15 protein-coding genes are annotated in these 17,969 nt (G+C 73.5%); 9 read left to right on the top strand and 6 right to left on the bottom strand.

Translation table 11 applies throughout. The annotated features are described in order from the left end of the window. The 5 genes from WMF45_RS06310 (at window position 1) to WMF45_RS06290 (ending at window position 4,012) form a co-directional block, all read left to right on the top strand. Window positions 1–483 (top strand): serine/threonine protein kinase, encoded by a 483-nt coding sequence (locus tag WMF45_RS06310; RefSeq protein WP_437716042.1) that lies wholly within the window; start codon window positions 1–3, stop codon window positions 481–483. Between the two features lie 91 nt (window positions 484–574). Further along, window positions 575–1,396 (top strand): hypothetical protein, encoded by an 822-nt coding sequence (locus WMF45_RS06305; protein WP_437716041.1) that lies wholly within the window; start codon window positions 575–577, stop codon window positions 1,394–1,396. Further along, window positions 1,393–2,676 carry a hypothetical protein gene (locus WMF45_RS06300; RefSeq protein WP_437716040.1) on the top strand — a complete coding sequence of 428 codons (1,284 nt, stop codon included), beginning with the start codon at window positions 1,393–1,395 and terminating at the stop codon, window positions 2,674–2,676. The genes WMF45_RS06305 and WMF45_RS06300 overlap by 4 nt, the downstream gene beginning before the upstream one ends. Before the next feature lie 53 nt (window positions 2,677–2,729). Next, window positions 2,730–3,611 carry a hypothetical protein gene (locus tag WMF45_RS06295; protein WP_437716039.1) on the top strand — a complete coding sequence of 294 codons (882 nt, stop codon included), beginning with the start codon at window positions 2,730–2,732 and terminating at the stop codon, window positions 3,609–3,611. Between the two features lie 137 nt (window positions 3,612–3,748). Next, window positions 3,749–4,012, top strand: coding sequence for a NifU family protein (locus tag WMF45_RS06290; RefSeq protein ID WP_012233706.1), 264 nt, complete (start codon window positions 3,749–3,751; stop codon window positions 4,010–4,012). A gap of 210 nt (window positions 4,013–4,222) precedes the next feature. Here WMF45_RS06290 and WMF45_RS06285 read toward each other — a convergent pair whose 3' ends face one another. Then, the gene (locus WMF45_RS06285; RefSeq protein ID WP_437716038.1) at window positions 4,223–5,077 is read right to left on the bottom strand and encodes a hypothetical protein; all 855 of its coding nucleotides are present in this window, start codon (window positions 5,075–5,077) and stop codon (window positions 4,223–4,225) included. Window positions 5,078–5,395: 318 nt separating this feature from the next. Here WMF45_RS06285 and WMF45_RS06280 point away from each other — a divergent pair, with 318 nt between their 5' ends. From WMF45_RS06280 to WMF45_RS06270, 3 genes are all read left to right on the top strand, one after another. Beyond that, window positions 5,396–5,962 (top strand): cobalamin ABC transporter substrate-binding protein, encoded by a 567-nt coding sequence (locus WMF45_RS06280; protein ID WP_437716037.1) that lies wholly within the window; start codon window positions 5,396–5,398, stop codon window positions 5,960–5,962. Continuing rightward, window positions 5,959–6,777: a type I methionyl aminopeptidase gene (map, locus tag WMF45_RS06275; RefSeq protein WP_012233703.1), complete on the top strand. Its 819-nt coding sequence runs from the start codon at window positions 5,959–5,961 to the stop codon at window positions 6,775–6,777. The genes WMF45_RS06280 and map overlap by 4 nt, the downstream gene beginning before the upstream one ends. A 199-nt stretch (window positions 6,778–6,976) precedes the next feature. After that, window positions 6,977–8,509, top strand: coding sequence for an FAD-dependent thymidylate synthase (locus tag WMF45_RS06270; RefSeq protein WP_437716036.1), 1,533 nt, complete (start codon window positions 6,977–6,979; stop codon window positions 8,507–8,509). A gap of 33 nt (window positions 8,510–8,542) precedes the next feature. Here the strand turns inward: WMF45_RS06270 and recN are convergent, their stop codons facing one another. The 3 genes from recN to WMF45_RS06255 form a co-directional block, all read right to left on the bottom strand. After that, on the bottom strand, window positions 8,543–10,240 hold the full coding sequence (recN, locus tag WMF45_RS06265; protein ID WP_437716035.1) for a DNA repair protein RecN: 1,698 nt from the start codon (window positions 10,238–10,240) through the stop codon (window positions 8,543–8,545). A gap of 34 nt (window positions 10,241–10,274) precedes the next feature. Continuing rightward, on the bottom strand, window positions 10,275–12,536 hold the full coding sequence (locus WMF45_RS06260) for a hypothetical protein (protein ID WP_437716034.1): 2,262 nt from the start codon (window positions 12,534–12,536) through the stop codon (window positions 10,275–10,277). Window positions 12,537–12,923: 387 nt separating this feature from the next. Next, on the bottom strand, window positions 12,924–13,742 hold the full coding sequence (locus WMF45_RS06255; RefSeq protein ID WP_437716033.1) for a hypothetical protein: 819 nt from the start codon (window positions 13,740–13,742) through the stop codon (window positions 12,924–12,926). A gap of 223 nt (window positions 13,743–13,965) precedes the next feature. On the opposite strand from WMF45_RS06255, the gene WMF45_RS06250 reads away from it, so the two are divergent. Continuing rightward, window positions 13,966–15,213 carry a DUF3829 domain-containing protein gene (locus WMF45_RS06250; protein WP_437716032.1) on the top strand — a complete coding sequence of 416 codons (1,248 nt, stop codon included), beginning with the start codon at window positions 13,966–13,968 and terminating at the stop codon, window positions 15,211–15,213. Window positions 15,214–15,304: 91 nt separating this feature from the next. Here WMF45_RS06250 and WMF45_RS06245 read toward each other — a convergent pair whose 3' ends face one another. Beyond that, window positions 15,305–17,017, bottom strand: coding sequence for a glycogen synthase (locus WMF45_RS06245; protein ID WP_437719498.1), 1,713 nt, complete (start codon window positions 17,015–17,017; stop codon window positions 15,305–15,307). Window positions 17,018–17,049: 32 nt separating this feature from the next. Next, on the bottom strand, window positions 17,050–17,949 hold the full coding sequence (locus WMF45_RS06240; protein WP_437716031.1) for a shikimate kinase: 900 nt from the start codon (window positions 17,947–17,949) through the stop codon (window positions 17,050–17,052). Between the last annotated feature and the right edge of the window lie 20 nt (window positions 17,950–17,969).

The following is a 17,969-nucleotide window of genomic DNA, read 5'->3' as shown; positions in this document are numbered from 1 at the left end:
ATGAACCACTCCCTTCGCCACACCTTCGCCCTCGTCGCCACGCTCACCGGCGCGGCGGCGCTGCTCGCCTGCGGCCGGCCCTTCACCCCCGCGACCCCGCCGGGGTTCGTCGATCTCGAAGACCGCTATGGCGAGGACGAGTACCGCGCGACCACCGCCGAGGGGCTGGTGATCGGGATCCGCGCGTTCGAGAACGATCCGAAGGGCGACCTCGCCTTCTGGTCCCGCGTGATCGAGAAGCGGCTGCGCGAGGGCGGCGGCTACGCGCTGCTCGGCAAGGCCGACGTGAAGGCCCGGAACGGCCTGCCGGGCGTCCAGCTGCGCTTCGGGCACGACGAGGGGAAGGAAGCGCACCTTTATTACCTCACCGTCTTCGTCAACGACGATCGCGTCTTCCTCCACGAGGCGGGCGGCGCGAAGGCGCTGGTCGAGCGGCATCAGCAGCAGATCGACTGGGCCATCCGCAACTTCCTGCCGGAGTGACGCGCGCTGCCCGCGTCGGCCGCGCGCGCGCCCCTACAGCCGCTGCGCCGCTGCGCTTGCTCGCGGAAGCCCTGTTTGCTACCTGGCGGACGTGCGTTCCCGCCCCATGCCCTGTGACGCGCGGCAGCGCCGGTCGAGCCTGGCGCTGCTCCTCGCCCTCGCGGCCACGCTCGGCAGCGCCGACGCCCTGGCGCACGGTGGAGGAGAGAAGCCGCTCGCCACGGTGCCCGCGCCGCCCCCCGGCGACGGCGCCACGGCGGCGCAGATCCTCCGCGAGATCGAGGGCCGCGTCGCGCCCCCGCCCGCAGCCGTCGCCGGCGAGAAGGCCGCCGGCGGCGAGGAGACCGCTGTCGGGGCGCCGAGCGCGGCGAGCGCGGCGAGCGGGCCTTCGCCGAGCGCCGCGAAGGTCGTGGCCGAGCCGGTGGCGCACGCGAAGCACGCGCTCCAGCGCGCTCACGGCGCGCGCGCGGCGGGCGACGCGACGAACGCGCGGCGGCTCGACGCGGTGGCCCTCGAGTGGGCGGAGGCGGCGAGGACGCTGCTGCGCGCCGCCGCGGCGGAGGCGGCGGCCGTGGGGGCCGCGAAGCGCGCGCGCGAGGTCGAGACGAAGCTCGAGCGGGCGCGCGCGTTGCTCGAAGAGACGCAGGCGCGGCGAGGCCGCGCCGCGGCGGAGCTCGAGCGGATCGAGGCCGAGGCGCGCGAGGCGACCAGGGCAGCGGCGAACGTCGAAGCGCAGCGGATCGAGGCGAGCAAGAGAGGGGCGGCGCCCAAGGAGGCGACGCCGGCGACGCGGGGAGCGCGAGGGGCCGAACAAGCGCCCACCGCGGCGCCAGGCGCCGGGCCCAAGGGCGGCGCCGGGCCCAAGGGCGCCGGCAAGGCGACGGCTCCGGTCGGCCAGGAGGGCACGCCTTGAGCGCGCGTCGCCTCGCAGGGGTCGCCGTCGCGGGGGTGCTCCTCGGCGCGTGCGCGCCGATCCCGCGGCCAGCGGTGCTCGATGAGCTCGATGATGTCCGCGCGGGGGCGGCCGCCGCCGAGTCGAAGCGGCACGCGCCGGGCGCGTTCGCGCGGGCGGAGAAGCTCCGCGGCGATGCGCTCGCCGCGCTCGGAAAAGAGGATCGATCCGGGGCGCAGATCCTGGGCGAGCAGGCCATCGCGGCGCACGCACATGCGCACGCGCTCTCGCGGGTGGCTCGGGCCGAGGCAGCCGAGACCGAGGCGAAGGCGCAGCGCTCCGCGGGCGAGGCGTCGCTCGCTGGCCTCGAGGCCGAGCAGTCGCGCGTCGCGGCCGAGGTCGACGCGCTCGACATGCGGACCAAGGTCGCCCGGGACGCGCAGCCCGTGGTCCCGTCGGGCAAGGCCGATGCGGATCGCGAGAAGGCGCGCCTCGCCGCCGCGCGCTCGCTCGCGCTCCAGGCCCGCTTGCTGTGCGGCGCGGCGCGCCTCCTGATCGCACCGGCGCCGCAGGACAGCTCGCAGGCCGCAAGCGCAAGCCCCGCCGGACCCCAGCCCGCAGGCGCAAGCCCCGCCGGTGCGCAGCCCACGGCCGCAAGCCCCGCCGGTGCGCAGCCCAGCAGCGCCGAGCTCGCGACGCAGCTCGAGGGGGCGACCGCCGCGATCAAGAAGCTCGACGCAGAGCTCGCCGAGGCGAGCGGCTCCACCCGCGCCATCCCGGCGCCCATCGACCAGGCTTCCCGCGCCCGGGCAGGCTGCCTCGCCGCGCTGACGGCCGCGCGCCGCGCCGCCACGCCGGTGACCCGCGCGCCTGGCGCTGGTGACGCGCTCCTCGCAGAGCTCTCGGCCGCAGGCACCTGGTCGCCCGTCCGCGACGATCGCGGCATCGTTGTCACGCTTCGCGGGCTGTTCGCCGGCAACGCCCTCACGAAGGCCGGCGAGGCGCGCCTCCGCGACCTCGCGCTGGTCGCCACGGCGCACCCCTCCTTTCCCGTGGCCGTTGTCGTGCACACGGACCGGGAGATCAGCGCCAGGGAAGAGCCCGCATGGGCGGCGCGGGCCGATGCCGTCGTCCGCGCCCTCGGTCCTGCGCAAGGCGCGGCCGCCGCAGGGGCGCCCGCGGGCCCGTCCATCGCGCCGTTCCTCGCGGGATCCGCGTCCCCGGTCGTCGATCCGAGGGGCAGCGAGCGCGCCCGCAACGCCCGGGTCGAGATCATCTTTGTAACCCCGGAAACCCTGTGAGGCGTGATGGTCCCGGCCGCCGGAACTCCGCTCGCCTCGGAGAGTCGTTCTCGATGATGCGCTCTTCCACCTTCGCCCGAAGCGAAAGCAAGCCTGCAGTGCTCGCCTGTGCGCTGGTCGCCGCCCTCGGGAGCGCGTGTCAGGAGGACGGCAAGACGTCCCAGAAGCACGCCGCGGAGCTCTGCGCCAAGCTCGCGCCGGTCGTCGCGGAGGACGTCGGCCAGGTGCGGACGGGCCTCCCCGCGGGCTCGCAGAAGCTCGCGGCGCTGGTGGACACCGACCCGGGCGCGAACCTGCTCGGGCTCCAGAAGGCGATCGCGGGAGCGCGCGCCTCGGTGAAGGACCTCGAGTTCGCGAAGAGCACCTTCTTCTCTTTCGCCGATCCGAGCGGCACGGTGCTTCGCAGCGAGGCCGATCCGGACATGCTCGCCAACAGGTCCGTCCTGGCCTCGTTCCCCGAGCTCAGGAAGGTGCTGGCCCCGGGCAGCGGCGTCGTCGAGGCGTTCGGGGAGATGCAGGAGATGCGCGGGGTCAGGAACGGCCCTGATCTCCAGTGGGTCGCCGTGCACCCGGTCACACGGAGCGGCGGCGAGCTCCAGGGCCTCTTCGTCACGGGCTGGTCGTTCCGCGCCTACGCGTACCGGCTGCAGGAGGCGGCCAAGCGCGACATCGCCGAGCTCGCCAAGCGGGACGGGCTGAAGTCGACGCCGCTGCTCTACGTGTTCGCGTGGAAGGGCGCGAAGGCGTACGGCGGACCGGTGACGCCCGACGTCAATACCGAGGCGCTCGAGAAGCTGGACCTGCCGGCGAAGACGGCCTCGGGCCCCTGGAGCGGTACGGTGGAGATCGCCGGCCGCACCTTCGGCGCTGCGGCGCAGCGCGTTCCGGAGCTCGCCGCGGACGCCGGCGTCGCCGCGCTCGTCTCGACGCTCTGAGCGCGCCCTCCGGGGCGGTCCCCCTGGCTACGGCCCGGGTGCTGTGACGGCGCGCGGCGGGCCTGGGGGAGATCTCCTTATCGAGCGCTACCGTGCTAGGCTGTGGCGACTGGCTCGCGCTGCCGAGCTCACCCCCCATGCCGGCTTCCATCGATCAGCTTCTCAAGGTTTGCCGCGAGGTGATCGCGCCGCTCGTCCGAGCCGACGGCGGTGAGCTCTACATCGTGGCCGTCGAGCCCGATCACCTGACGCTCCACCTGGCCGGCGCGTGCTCGGGCTGCCCCGGGGCCATGCTCACCGCGCGCGCGGTGATCGAGCCAGCGGTGCTCGCCGTCGCCCCGTCCGCGCGGGTCATCGTGACCAACGGCATGCGTGTCCCCGACGGCGCATCGCTAGCGTGAGGCGGGCACCCGCTGCGGAGACGGGCCCATCTCGACGTTTTCGGTGCTCAGCGTACGAGAGTACGCTTCCGCGCCGAAAACGCCGATCTGGACCCGTCTCCTGTGCGGGTGACCGCCTCAGCGGGGCTACCGGGACGGGGAGGGGCCGCCTCCGCTGGGTTACCGGGTGACCGCGTCAGCTGGGCTGCCGGGACGGGGGCGGGAGAAGGGCTACTTCTTTTTGCCGGGCTTGTCGGCGGAGGGGGGCGGGGCGGGAGGGGGCTCTTCCTTGCGGACGGCGGAGGCGACGGCGGGGTCGATGGCGTTCGCGTCGACCGGCTTGTTGGGACGGAGCGAATCGAGGCTGCCCAGCGTGACCAGGTCCTCGTAGGCGAACGCGATCTCGGAGTCGTTCCGCTCGATGGCACGGAAGTGCGTGGCGGCGTCCTTCCAGTCGACCTCGTTGACGTAGCGGCCCTTGTCCGGAGCAGGGGGCGTCACGCGGCCAGGCACCCCGAACGCCGTCGCGAGCTTGACCACGGCGGACGCATAGTCCTTCCCGCGGGCGGCCTTCTCGCCCAGCGGGTGCTCGTCGATGATCTTCCAGAGCTTGTCCTGGATGAAGAAGAAGTACCGCTTCCCGCTCTCGCGGGTCAGCGTCATCATCGATTCCTTGTTGAGGTAGGTGTACTCGCCCTTGAGCGGCGTCGCGTCGATGCCGGTCGGCAACCCGCCGAAGTCGATGCGGCTGCGGCGGAACGCGCTCTTCTCCTCGGCGAGCTCCGCGTCGAGCGCCCTCATCTTCACGCCGGGCGAGATCGCCTTGTAACGCGGCACGTACGCCTCATCGAGCATCTTGTCGATGACCGCCGCCACCTGCTTGGTGGTCATCCCCCAGGCGATGCCCGGAGGCGTCAGCGCGATCGTCTTCTTCGTCACCGGCGTATCGGCAGGCTTGGCAGGAGCCGCAGCAGGCGCCCCGCTCGTCCCCCGCTTCTGCTGGGCAGCCGCCACGGTCGCACTCGTGATCGCCGCAAGGCCCAGCCCCAGAGCCAGCGCCGCTCCCAGGAGCCTCTTCGCTTTCATGTTCCTCCTCCAGCCGGCGCAGGCCCTGTCCCTGCGCTCTGTGCAATCGCAAAAGCCAGGAAACCCAGCCCGGCAAGCCGGAGAACGCTAGCACCTGCGGTAGGACAGGAGAATAGGTTCTCCGCACCGAGCGGGGTCGACCGCCGTTGGACGATCGCTCGGCCGGATCGATGGAGAGCGAGCGCGAGGCGGATCGCGACGAGGGCAAAACAGCCTCGACAGCGCATGTAGCCGGTGTGTGCCGGGTCCTGACAGGGACCGGCCGACGTGCTACGAGCTCTGGCCCCAAGGATGATGCCTGCCGCCGGTGCTGCACCTTTGCGCCTTGCGCTCGCCGCGCTGGCGACCGTTGGCCCCGCCGGCGGCTGCGTCGCCGATCACGAGCGCCCCGCGGCGTCCGCCGATGCACAGGCCGGCCTGCCCCCCTGGGAGGGGCGCGCGCGCGAGGTCTTCGACGACAACATCGAGCCTGCCGCCGTGGGCTTCTCGCTGGACGGCCCCTCGCCCAGATCCGATCCGTTCCTCCGCGAGCGAGCGCAGACGGGAGACGTGGTCGCGCGGGTCCGCGTCAACACGGTGACCGTCGACTCGATCGGCGAACAGAGCACCTACCACCTCGGGATCCAGGTCGGCTACCCTCCGCTGGCCACACCCCGGGCGCCGGACCGGGCGTTCGAGCTCCACATCCGGCCGCAGAGCCGCGCGTTCGGCGTCGCAAAGGCGATCGACGCGCGGCTCCGCGGGCTCACCTTCATCGCCTTCATCCGGCGCTTCGCCGGCGAGGCCGGCGAGCCGGAGATCCACTGGCACCTTTCACCTGATACAGCGGAGGTCGCCGCGGCCGTCAAAGAGGCCGTCGTCCTCGGGGAGCTGTCTGCGCCGTGAGCAACGTGAGCATCAAGACGGTCAAAGAAGTCGACGCCCTCCGCACGGCCTCACAGATGGCTGCGGAGACGCTCCTCGGCGTCGGCGAGATGATCCGCGCCGGCATCACCACCGAGGACATCAACACCTTCGTCCACGAGGACACGATCCGCCGCGGCGGCTACCCCGCGCCGCTGAACTACCACGGGTTCCCGAAGAGCGTCTGCACCTCGATCAACGAGGTGGTCTGCCACGGCATCCCGTGCGACCGCGTGCTCGTTCCGGGCGACATCATCAACGTGGACGTCACCACGATCTACAACGGCTTCTACGGCGACACGTCCGCGACCTTTTACATCGGCAAGCCCTCGGCCGAGGCGAAGCACGTGACCGAGGTGTCCCGGCGCAGCCTGCAGCTCGGCATCGCCCAGGTCCGGGACGGGGCGCGCCTTGGCGACATCGGGGCCGCCATTCAAGAGTTCGCCGAGGGCGAGGGCTGCTCGGTGGTGCGGGCCTTCGTCGGGCACGGCATCGGACGGCGCTTCCACGAGGCGCCGCAGGTCTCGCACGTGGGCAAGTACGGCAGCGGCGCCCGCCTCCGCGCCGGCATGTGCTTCACGATCGAGCCGATGATCAACCTCGGCACCTACGAGGTCGAGATCCAGGAAGACAAGTGGACCGCGCTGACGGCCGATCGCTCGCTGTCGGCGCAGTTCGAGCACACCATCGTCGTGACGAGGAACGGCTGCGAGGTGCTGACCCGTCGCAACCGGCCGCTCGCGAACAGCGAGATCTTCCCCGATCCCTTCGTCGTCTCCGCGGCGCGAGCGCTCTGACGCAGAGCGCGCTCGACGACGCGCACGACGCGCACGACGCCAACAACGCCGAGCACGCGCCGCGCCCAACACACGCCGCGCCCGGACAGCCCCGGCCGCGAGGGCCGACGCGGCGGTGCGCCGACGTGGCCCGGATCCGTCGATCGGAAACCGAGTTTTGTCGACCGTCCGGCCTGCGATTGGGAGTAGAAGCAGGGGCATGGCCTTGGACGAAGCGTCGCGTGCCCGAATCGCGCCGTATGTGTCGAGCCCGACGGCCGACGTCTTCTCGCTGTCGGGTCTGCCGGAAGAAGTCATCGCCGTCCTGTTCGCGTACTACTCGCGCAGCCGTGACGATCTGCGCACCAACCTGGCGCGCCTGCTCGGCGACGAGGAGCTCGACGTCGCCCCGGAGGCCGACGGCCGGCCGCGCCGGGGCCTCGCGTTCGCGTCGGACAAGGCTCGGAGCTTCCACGAGAAATGGGTCGTGGGCTACGGCCACGCGTCGGTCGCCGAGCACGCCGTGGTGCACCTCGCGATCGAGAACGTCAGCATCGTCGCGTCCAAGGTGATCGAGGATCTGCGGCTCGGCTCGTACACCGAGAAGAGCACGCGCTACGTGGTCTTCGATCAGCACTCGTTCGTCGACCTGCCGGAGCTCGACGCCGAGCACGCCGCGAAATACAAGGCCTCGAGCGAGCGGCTCTTCACGACCTACCTCGACCTCGTCCCCAGGGTGACCGAGCAGCTCGGCGCGCGCTCGCCGAAGCCCGAGAAGATGTCGGACGCTGCCTACAAGGGGGCGCTGCGCGCGCAGGCGTGCGATCTCCTGCGAGGCCTCCTGCCGGCGGGGACGCGGACGAACATCGGCCTCACCGCGAACGCGAGGGCGCTCGAGGTCCTGCTCACGAAGATGCTGTCGCACCCGCTCGAGGAGGTGCGCAGGGTCGCCCGCGACATGCACACGGCGGCGCTGGCCGTGACCCCGACGCTCGTGAAGTACGCCGCGCCGAACGAGCTCCGGCAGACGCTGCAGGCCACCGTCGCCGCGGCGATGAAGCGGGTCTACACGCCGCCGGAGGAAGGCGTGAGCGCGACGATGGTGATCAACCAGCCTGTCCGGCTGGTGCGCTACGACAAGGACGCGCTGGAGCGCGTCGCGCTCGCGCTCGCGTACGACGGCAGCGATCCGGGCGTGCACGCCTACAACCTGGGCGACGCGCTCCACCGCGCGACGCTGCCGGAGCTCATCGGGATCGCGAAGGCCGCGTGCGAGAAGCGCGGCCCGTACGACGCGCCGCCGCGCGCGTTCGAGGCGTCGACGATGACCTTCGAGCTGATGCTCGACTATGGCGCCTACCGCGACCTGCAGCGCCACAGGATGCTGACGCCGGCGACGCAGCGGCTCACCTGCCGGCTCGGCTTCGAGACGCCGCAGGCCCTCTCGGATCTCGGCCACGCCGAGACGTATCAGGACGCGATGCTCGCCGCGCGCGACGTGTGGAACGCGATGGAGGAGCGCTACCCCCTCGAGGCGCAGTACGCGGTGCCGCTCGGCTTCCGCGTGAGGACCCTCTGGACGCTGAACCTGCGCGAGCTCTTCCACGTCATCGAGCTCCGCTCGGCGAAGCAGGGGCACACGAGCTACCGGCGCATGGCCCAGGGGCTCTACCGCACCGCGATCACGGTGCACCCCTGGCTGAAGGACCTGATCCGCGTCGACCTGAACGACTACGCGCTCGCGCGGAGCTGACGTCCGGGACGCCGGCGCCCGCCGGCGTCCGCGTCAGAGGCGCGCCGCCTCGATGAGCTCTGTTGCGGCCCGGAGCGACGCGCCGGTGACCTTCGCCCCCGACAGCATCCGCGCCACCTCGGCGATGCGGTCCTTCTTGTCGACGCGCGTGACCGAGCTCTTGGCGATGCCGCCCGCGTTCTCCTTGGCGACGACGAAGTGAGCGCCGGCGAACGCCGCGATGGGCGCGAGGTGGGTGATGCAAAGCACCTGGTGGTGGCGCGCCACGTCGCCGATCGCGCGCCCGATCTTGTCGGCGACGGCGCCGCCGACGCCGCTGTCGACCTCGTCGAAGACGTACAGCCCGGCGGGCCCGCACTCCGCGAGCACCCGCTTCAGGGCGAGCAGGGCGCGCGAGAGCTCGCCGCCCGAGGCGATGCGGCGCAGGGGGCGAGGCTCGATCCCCTTGTTGGGCGAGATGAGGAACTCGACGCGGTCGATCCCGTCCTGACCGAGGCGGGCGCCGTCGACGACCAGCTCGGCGCGATCGCCGCCGTGCGGCTCGATGTCCACGACGACCCGCGCCCCGCCCATGCCGAGATCGCCGAGCTCCGTGGAGATCGCGGCGCCGAGCTTCTCGCCGGCCTTCCGCCGCTTCGCCGAGAGCTTGCGGGCGCGCTCGGCGGCGACGACGAGCAAGGCGTCGCGCCGCCGCTCGAGCTCCGCGACGTGGCTCTCGACCCCCGAGAGGCGCTCCAGCTCGGCCGCGAGGCGCGCCCGCGCGGCGAGCACGTCGTCGAGCGTGGGGCCGTGCTGCCGGAGCAGGCCCTCGAGGCGGTACATGCGATCCTCGATCTCGGAGAGGCGATCCGGGTCGGCCTCCGCGCGCTCGGCGTAACGGGCGATCTGGCGGGCCGCCTCGCTGAGCTCCGTCCAGCAGCCGTCGACCGCGCGGGCTACATCGTCGAGCGCGGGATCGATCTCCGCCGCCGCCCGGAGCTCCGAGGCGAGGCGCGCGAGCTCGTCGCACATCGCGTCGTCCCCTTGATCGAGGCGGGACGCGGCGCGCCGCGTGATGTCGTGCAGGCGGCCCGCGTGGCGGAGCCGGTTGCGCTCGGCCGCGAGATCGGCGAGCTCGCCGGGGCGCGGCGACAGCGCGTCGATGGCCTGGAGCTGGAAGGAGAGGAACGCCTCGCGCTCGCCGCGGCCGCGCTCGAGCTCGCGGGCGGCCCTGAGCTCGGCGGTGAGCGCCTCGAGCGCGCTGACGTCCGCCGCGAGCTCGCTGCGCGCAGGCACGAGGCGGCCGAAGCGATCGAGGTAGCCGAGGTGCGTCGACGGATCGGTCAGCGCGACGCTCTCGTGCTGCGAGGCGACGTCGGCGAGCTCCGGGGCGAGCGCCTGGAGCTCGCCCGCGGTGCAGAGACGGCCGTTCAGGTAGGCGCGCGAGCGGCCGGTCGCCTGGACCACGCGGCGGACCACGAGCTCGCCCTCGCTCGCGATGCCGGCGGCGTCGAGCATCGCCATCGCGCGATCGGAGCCGCGCACGTCGAAGAGCGCCTCGATCTCGGCCTCGTCCGCGCCGGGGCGGACCTGCTCGGCGCTCGCGCGGCCGCCGAGGACCAGCGAGAGCGCGCCCACGACGATGGACTTGCCCGCGCCCGTCTCGCCGGTGAGCACGTTGAACCCGGGCTCGAGCCGGAGCTCGAGGGCGTCCATCAGGATGAAGTTCTTGACCCGAAGCGCGACCAGCACAGCGGCGGGAGGATAGAAAGCTTTCGACCCGTCGTCAGCGGATCTTCACCTGCTTCATGACGGTGACCGGAATTCCCTCGAAAGGAGGCACCGCGACGTCGCGGAATGCACCGGCGATGCACCCGGCGGTGGCGGTCCCGACCAGGTCGCCCCCCTCCACGCGTGCCGACATGGCCTTCCCCGTGGGGGCGAAGGTGACGGCCACGCGGGCCGTGCCGGTGAGGCCCTCGCCGGTGCACCCGGCGGCGGCCGCCGCCGCGGACGCGAGGACGGCGGACGCCGCGCTCTGATCGAAGCGCGCTGGCTCGTCCTTCGCCGGAAGGAGGGGCGCCGGCGGCGGCTGCTTGCCCGCTGGCTTGGCGCGCTCGGGCTCGCTCGGCGCCGCGGCCCGGGCAGGGCGCTCGGGTACATCAGGCTTCTCGCTGGCTTGCGGTGCGGCGGTCGCCGCCGGCGCGGCGGTCGCCGCTGCCGCGGGGCTCACCGCCGGCGCGGCGGTCGCTGCTGGCGCGGCGCTCGCCGCCGGCGCGGCGGTCGGCTCGGGTGCGGCCCCAGGAGCAGCCCCTGTCTGCACGGGCTGCGGCGGTGCAGCTGGCTCGGAGGCGGCCAGCCCCTGCTCCGCAGGGCCGGGAGCGGCGGCCGGCGGCTCCGCGACCGGCTCGTCGTCCAGGGACGGCTCCCGGTCGGCGGTCTGGCCAGCGGGCGCCGCCCCGGCGGGCGACGGAGGCGGCACCTCGGGCGGCGCCGCAACGAGCTCGCCGCTGCCTGCGTGCGCGCTCTGGGTCGCCACGGCGCTGGACGAGTGGCCGTGAGCCTGCGCGAGGTAGAGCGCAGCGCCGAACACGATGAAGACGACGGTCACCCAGCCGGCGAGCGCCATGTTCTGCCGCGATGCCGGCGTCGAGAGTGCGCGAAGCTTCTCGGACACGACGGAGCCGGCCGTGATCGAGGTGCGCACCGGCGTCTCTTCCCCGGAGGACGTGTGTCCCTCGACGGCGAGGAGCTCGGGCTCGACGGGCTGCGAGGGGAACGAGGAGTCCGAGCTCCGCCCAGCGGCGGCGTCATCGAACAGCCCGCTGTTGATGCTCAGGATCTCGCGATCGGCCCGGTCCTCGTTGCGGCGCGCCTCGCCCTCCTCGCCGGGCGGCGGCGCCATGCTGCGCAGGTCGATCAGGCCCGAGGTCTCCTTGCGCTCGGCGCGCCCGCGGGGCTCGGTCTGACCGGGCCAGTCGCCCGCCGCGTGGGCGGTCGAGCGCGGGGAGAGGTTCGTGAGCGCGAGCGGCTCGTGCGACGGCCGCTCGTCGCTCCCCTCATCCCGCGGCCCTCCCGCGGCGCCCTGCGCCTCGGCCGCCTTGGACCTGGCGCGGTCTCGCCGCTGCTCCTCGGCGGCGCGCGGCGGGCCCGCGGCCGGCGACGGGGCGAGCGAGCCCAGCAAGGCGAGGTCCGCCGGAGAGGCGTCGGCGGGCTGCGCGGCGCTCGGGCCGGACCGGGCGCGCCGCGCGGACGGCATGGGCTGCGGGGCGAGCGCCGCCATCGCCTGCACGTCCTGGAGCCGGAGCTCGGGCGACGAGCGGTGCGACGACGGCCGGCCCTCGTCGATGGACAGCGGCGCCGACGGTATCTCGGAGAGCGGCGCCGGCGGCATCTCCGACGGCGGCGCGACAGGCCGCGCGGAGCCGCCGGCGCGCGGGACAGCAGCGGTCCGCGGCCGCGCCGCGGGCGACGTGGTGCGCTGCTCGCGCCGCGCCGGCGGTCGCGCCGGGACCGGCGTGCGCGGGGCCGCGCGGGGCACGGCGGCGGGTTCGAGCGCGGGCGCGGGCTGGCTCGCGCGCTCCTCCTCGGGAGCGTGCGAGCCGAACGAGAGCGACGGCGGCTCGACCCCCGGGGAGAGCATCTGCGCGAGGTCCTGGATCGAGACGGGATCCGAATCGGCGGGAGGGAGCGCGGACGGGCTCCGAGCGGCCGGCGCCGCGCCGCCGCGGGGCGCGTCGTCCCAGGAGAGGCCGGCGAACGTGCGATGCCGCGCCGGGACCTCGCGCCGCCCCAGCCCTCCGTCCGGCGTCACGACGGCGTGCTCGAGCGAGGCCTCGGCCGCCGCGTAGAACGCATCCAGCGCCCGCGGGCTGGACTCAGGCGCGGCGTCCAGCTCCTGCTGCGCGATCCGCTCCGCGAGCGTGAGCCCTCGCCGGCCCCCGGCCGCCGCCGGCGACGCGCGCCGCTCCGTCTCGCCCGCGGGCTCCAGCCGGCGCTGGATGCCAGCGCCCGGGAGCGTCGTCTCGGCGTCCAGCACATCGCTCAACAGCCCGGCCCCCCTCTCCGAGCGGCGCCCGGAGGAAGGCTTCGCCCGCTCCGGCTCGCTCGACGGCTCCCGCCCGTCACGTCCGCTCGCGGAGCTCGGAACGCCCGAGGGGGAAGAGCGTGGCTCACCCCTCTCGGACGCGGACTGCTTGCTCTTCGTGCGACACGTCTTGCAGACAAACGGCAAGGACGGACGCATCTCGCGTCCTACACCGATCTCCACGTAGGTCCTGCAGAGAGAGCAGGCGAGTTGCACCTTGAGAAGAGAATCGCGCAGCTCGCCAGCACGCGCAATCTTCTTCACAGGTGACCAGGGCGGTCGTCCTCGGGCTCGCCCGCTCCGCCCGGCTCCGGACCGCGGGATTCCGCCGGATCCCGCTGGATTCGCCTAGGCGGAGGGCTCGCCGGCGGGCGCCGGCAGGGGCGCGGGCGGGCGCACCCAGCGTTGCTCCAACCAGTCCAGCGAGACCGGCGCGCTCCGCAGCGCCGTGTCGACGGCGCGCGCGACCGGATCGGGGGCGGGGGCTGACCCGGAAGCGCGGGTCGACAGGATCCAGTTCGACAGCTCGTAGTGGTGGAGGAGCGGCGCGAACCGGTGGGCGTCGAAGCCGGCGAGGGTCTCTGCGGCGCGGCTCAGGCGATCGCAGCGCACGAGCGCCGTCGTGACGTCGAAGAGCAGGGCGCGGAGGTCCTCGAAGGCGCGCTCCGGGTTCGCGGCGACGCTCTCCAGGAGCGCCTCGAACCCGGCGTCGGAGAGGCCGGCCGCGTCGGCCGCCTCGGCCATCGCGGGCACCTGCGTGGCCAGGAAGTCGGAGCTGGGGGAGTGCCCAAGGAGACGCCCGACGAGGTACAGATCGAACGCGCTGGCGATGGCCTCGGCGAGCAGGAGCGACTCGGCGCTGGGCGGAGCGCCGGCGCCGGCGCCCGCGGCCGTGAGCGCGCGGTGAGCGAGGTGGTGCCACGCGACGTGCGCGACGACGTCGGCGGCGAGGTGGTCGCCGGCGATCAGGTCGCCTTGCTCGCTCTGGCTCCAGAACGTCAGGTTCAAGAAGACGACGCGATCCCAGCTCGCCTCGCCCTCGGGCACGCGAAAGCGGTACCCGTCGCGCCGGAGTGCCTGCTTCAGATCGTCGTAGAGCGCGACGTGCCGGAAGGAGCGCTCGTCGTCGATGGTCAGCTCGTCCAGGGTCAAGGTTCGCAGCTTCACGCGGCGGACATTAGACCCGGAACGTTTCGTCAGCCACAGCGGAGGCCGGGGAAGGACAGCCCCGGCGGAGGCCTGGAAGAACCGGGCGGCGTCGCGTGTTTTGGGCTGCGGGCGGGGTTTTCCCGACCAGGGCCGCAAGTTCTCGCCCCTGGCCGGGTGTTGCAAGCGCCGCCGGCTTAGGCATGATGCGCCCGTTCCTGCGCCAGCCGAGGAGGCACACCGAATGATTTCCGTCAGGTCTCTCTGTTCTATCGCGCTCGTGCTCGTCGCCAGCGGTGCCGCCGGCTGCAAGGAGGACCCGCCCCCTCCCCAGCCGGAGCCGGCATCCTCCGCGGCGGCGAACACGAACAAGGGAAAGGCGAGCCTGCGGACGCCCGTGTCGCCGATGGCGAAGGTCGACCCGCAGTCGATGAAGGAGTACCGCGTCGACGTCTGCTACTTCGGGACGCTCTCGCTGAAGCAGGCCCGCGACGCGTACCTGGCGAGCCTCGGCAAGGATGAGCCCAGCGAGAAGAAGATCCCGAGCTTCGGCAACGACGATCAGGCGAAGGCCGGAGACGCCGCGAAGGGCGCGCTCCCCGGGAAGCCGCCCGCGCCCGGCGCCGCCGCGCCGAAGACGACCGGCCTGCCCGGCGCCGCCGCCGCGCCGGGCGGCACCAGCGCCCCCGCCGCCAAGGGCGCGCCGACCCCGCCTGGCAAGCCGGACGAGCGCCGGCCGATCAACTTCAGCGCGCGCGCGCCGCACGAGCGCAACGCGCGCGCCTGCACCGTCGCCCTCAGCCTCAAGGAGCCGGCCATGGCGGACGTCGACGCCGCGCTCGCCGAGTACGCGCCGTTCGCGACCGAGCTGGCGAAGAACATCGCCGCGGCGGCCAACTACTACCAGCGCGAGGAGTACAAGAAGGACAGCCTCGCGAAGGGCAAGGAGCTCCACGCGAAGCTCCTCGCCGACTTCCAGAAGCTCGACGCGCACTCCGACAAGCTCGGCCTCGCGGTGTCCGCGTGGCACGCGTCGCACCTGCCCGACCTCGCGAAGGCGGAAGAGGGTCAGAAGGAGGCGATCACGGCCCTCGAGGACGCGCGGGCGCTCATGCTGATCCTCGCCAGCAAGAACGTCGATCCCGCGGCGGAGAAGGCCGCGCTCCAGAAGCTGGAGACGTCCGCGGCCGCGCTCAAGACGTACGGCTCGACCCACCAGACCGACCCGTGGGCCAAGATCATGGAGCCCGCGCTCGCCGGCTTCATCCGCGACGTGAAGGCGGCCGAGCCCAAGCTGACGGACAAGGGGATCACCTCCCCTGCCCTGTTCCTGCCGGTCGTCACGAGCTTCGTGTCGGTGATCGAGGGGAAGCACCGCGCGCTCTCCCGCTCGCTCATGGCGAAGAGCCAGGCGGCGACGCGCGAGGCCGCCGGGACCGCGCAGCCGGCCGCCCCGGCCGCCCCGGCCGCCCCCGAGCCCGAGAAGGAGTAACGCGCCCGGGCGCGCTCCCCGCGAGGGAGGCGCGCGCTCCCCGCGAGGGAGGCACGCGCCGCTCGCGCCGCGCCTCCGCCGGGGGGCGCGGTCAGAACGGGCGGCCCGTCCGGCGGGAGATCGCGAGGCGGTAGAGGGCCTCGTACTGCCGCGCGGCTTGCGCCCAGCCGAAGTTCTTCTTCATCGCCCGCAGCTGCATCGACCGGAAGTAGGCCGGGTCGGCGCGGTAGAGGTGCACCGCCCACGCGACGGTGTTCCCGAGCGCGCTCGACGACATCTCCTCGAACTTGAAGCCCGTGACGTTGTTCTCGACCGTGTCGTCGAGGCCGCCGACGGCGCGCACGACCGGCAGCGTCCCGTAGCGCTGGCTGTACATCTGGTTCAGCCCGCAGGGCTCGTAGCGCGACGGCATCAGGAAGAGGTCGGCGCCCGCCTCGATGCGGTGGGCGAGCCCCTCGTTCATGCCGACGTAGACGCGGAAGCGGTCGCTCGCGCCGGAGATCCGCGAGAAGAGGTCCTCGGCCCAGCGCTCCCCGGAGCCCAGGACGATGAGCTGGACGTCGAGCGAGAGGATGTGGTCGAGCGCGCCCGCGAGGATGTCGATCCCCTTCTGGGTCGCCAGGCGGCTGATGAGCCCGAGGAGCGGGACGTCGGGGCGCTCCTCGAGCCCCATCTCTCGCTGGAGCGCCGCCTTGCAGAGGCGCTTGCCGCCGAGATCCTCGGCGGAGAACGGCGCCGCGATGTGGGGATCGGTCGCGGGGTTCCAGATGGAATCGTCGATGCCGTTGAGGATCCCGATCACGTCGGTGCCGCGATCCCGCAGCACGCCGTCGAGCCCCTCGCCGCCCTCCCACGTCTGGATCTCCTGCGCGTACCTGGGGGAGACCGTGGAGACGAGCGTGGCGTTGTAGATGCCGCCCTTGAGCAGGTTGATGCTGTCGTACGCCTCCAGGCAGAACCTGTGGAACTGATCCCACCCGAGCCCGGTCGTGGGGAGCTGCCCCTTGTTGAACCAGCCCTGGTAGCCGAGGTTGTGGATCGTCAGCACGGACGCGGCGCGGGCGAGCGGCGACCGGTGCTCGAGGACGTTGAGGTAGAGCGGGACGAGCGCCGACTGCCAGTCGTGGACGTGGACGATGTCCGGCCAGAACTCGAGCGCGTGGCAGAGCTGCAGCGCGCCGCGAGACAGGAGCGCGTAGCGGGCGAGGTTGTCGCCGAACTCGCCGTGCGCGTCGCCGTAGATGCCGTCGCGATCGTAGAGCACGTCGTGCTCGAGCAGGTACACGCGGGGCGCAGGCGCGCCGGGCGCCCCGGGCTCGAGGCGCGTCTCCCAGACGGCGGTCCACGCCTCGCCGCCGCCGAGGGGTACGCCGAGCGAGATCGGCAGCCGGTGCGGCACGAAGCGCTCCGCCGGGGGCTCGCCGTCTCCGCCTTGGGCCGCGCCGGCCGCCGGGGCGGCATCGGCCGCCGGGGCAGCATCGGCCGCCGGGGCCGCGCCGCCCGCCGGGGCCACGTCGGCCGCCGGGGCGGCGTCAAGCGCTGAGGCCGCGAGCCCATTGCCGGCGGCCGCCGCGGCGACGGCCGGCGCGGCGACGGCCTCGCTGCCCGCGGGCTGCTGCTCGGCGAGCGCGATCTGGCGGGCGAGGTAGCGCTTGGCGGCACGGTACGCCGGCATCACGACGCGCACGTCGTGACCGGCCGCGGCGAGCGCGATCGGCAGCGCGCCTGCCACGTCGGCTAGACCACCCGTCTTGCTGAAGGGGACGCACTCGGACACCACGAAGAGAATTTTGAGGCGCGGCATGGACATGGGGAGGGGGGGAGCGCGCCCCCGACTCAAGGCGAGCGCGTCGCGTTCCTTCTACCAGCTTCACGCGCGATCTTGACCACGCGATCGACAGAGCGCGCGAGACCGAGCGCCGACGTGTCCACCGCGAAGTCGGCCTGCTCATAGAGCGCGCGCCGCGCCTGGAAGAGCGCCCTGAGCTCCTTCATGGCGTCGGCCCGGTTGGCCATGGGCCGCGCGTCCCCCTGCTCGACCACGCGGCGCCAGTGGTCCTCGGGCGTCGCCCGGAGCCACACAGTCACCGCGCAGCGCCTCAGCCGCTCGAAGGTCGCTGGATCGGTCACCAGGCCGCCGCCCGTGGCCACGATCCCGTGGGCGCGCGCGCCTTCGAGCCGCGCGAGCTCCTCGCGCTCCAGCCGCCGGTAGTAGGCATTGCCATGGATCTCGAACAGGGCGGCGAGGCTCATCCCCGCGCGCGCGGCCACGAGGGCGTCGAGCTCGAGGAAGGGCACGCCGAGCCGCGCCGCGGCGCGGCCGCCGATCGTGGTCTTGCCGGCCCCGCGCAGGCCGAGCAGCGCGACGAGGGGCTCGCCCGCCCCTCCCCCCTCCTCGCCGGCCGACCGGCCGCGCGGCGGCGCCTCCTCGCCGAGCTCGCCCGCCGAGAGCAGCGCGGCGGCCGAGGTGCCCAGCGCGCGGCCGATGTCCTCGAGCCGCACGACGGAGACGTTCGCCCGCCCGCTCTCGAGCAGCACCAGGAAGCGCTCGCTCACGCCGGCGAGCTCGGCGAGCTCGCGCAAGGTGAGCGCGAGCTCCGTCCGCCGCTGCCGGAGCCGACCGCCGAGGTGCGCGAGGATCGGCGGCGCGCCGTCCGCGACGCCCCCCGCGCCCGCAGCGCCGGCCTCCGGGCCCTGGCCTGCGCGCGCCCTGCGCGATGTCTGACGGGACGCCATCTCGTCGATGCACTATATTT

It is taken from the genome of Sorangium sp. So ce448, assembly GCF_051520915.1.
Taxonomy (GTDB): domain Bacteria; phylum Myxococcota_A; class Polyangia; order Polyangiales; family Polyangiaceae; genus Sorangium; species Sorangium cellulosum_B.
This window is presented reverse-complemented; position numbering and strand designations above follow the sequence as displayed.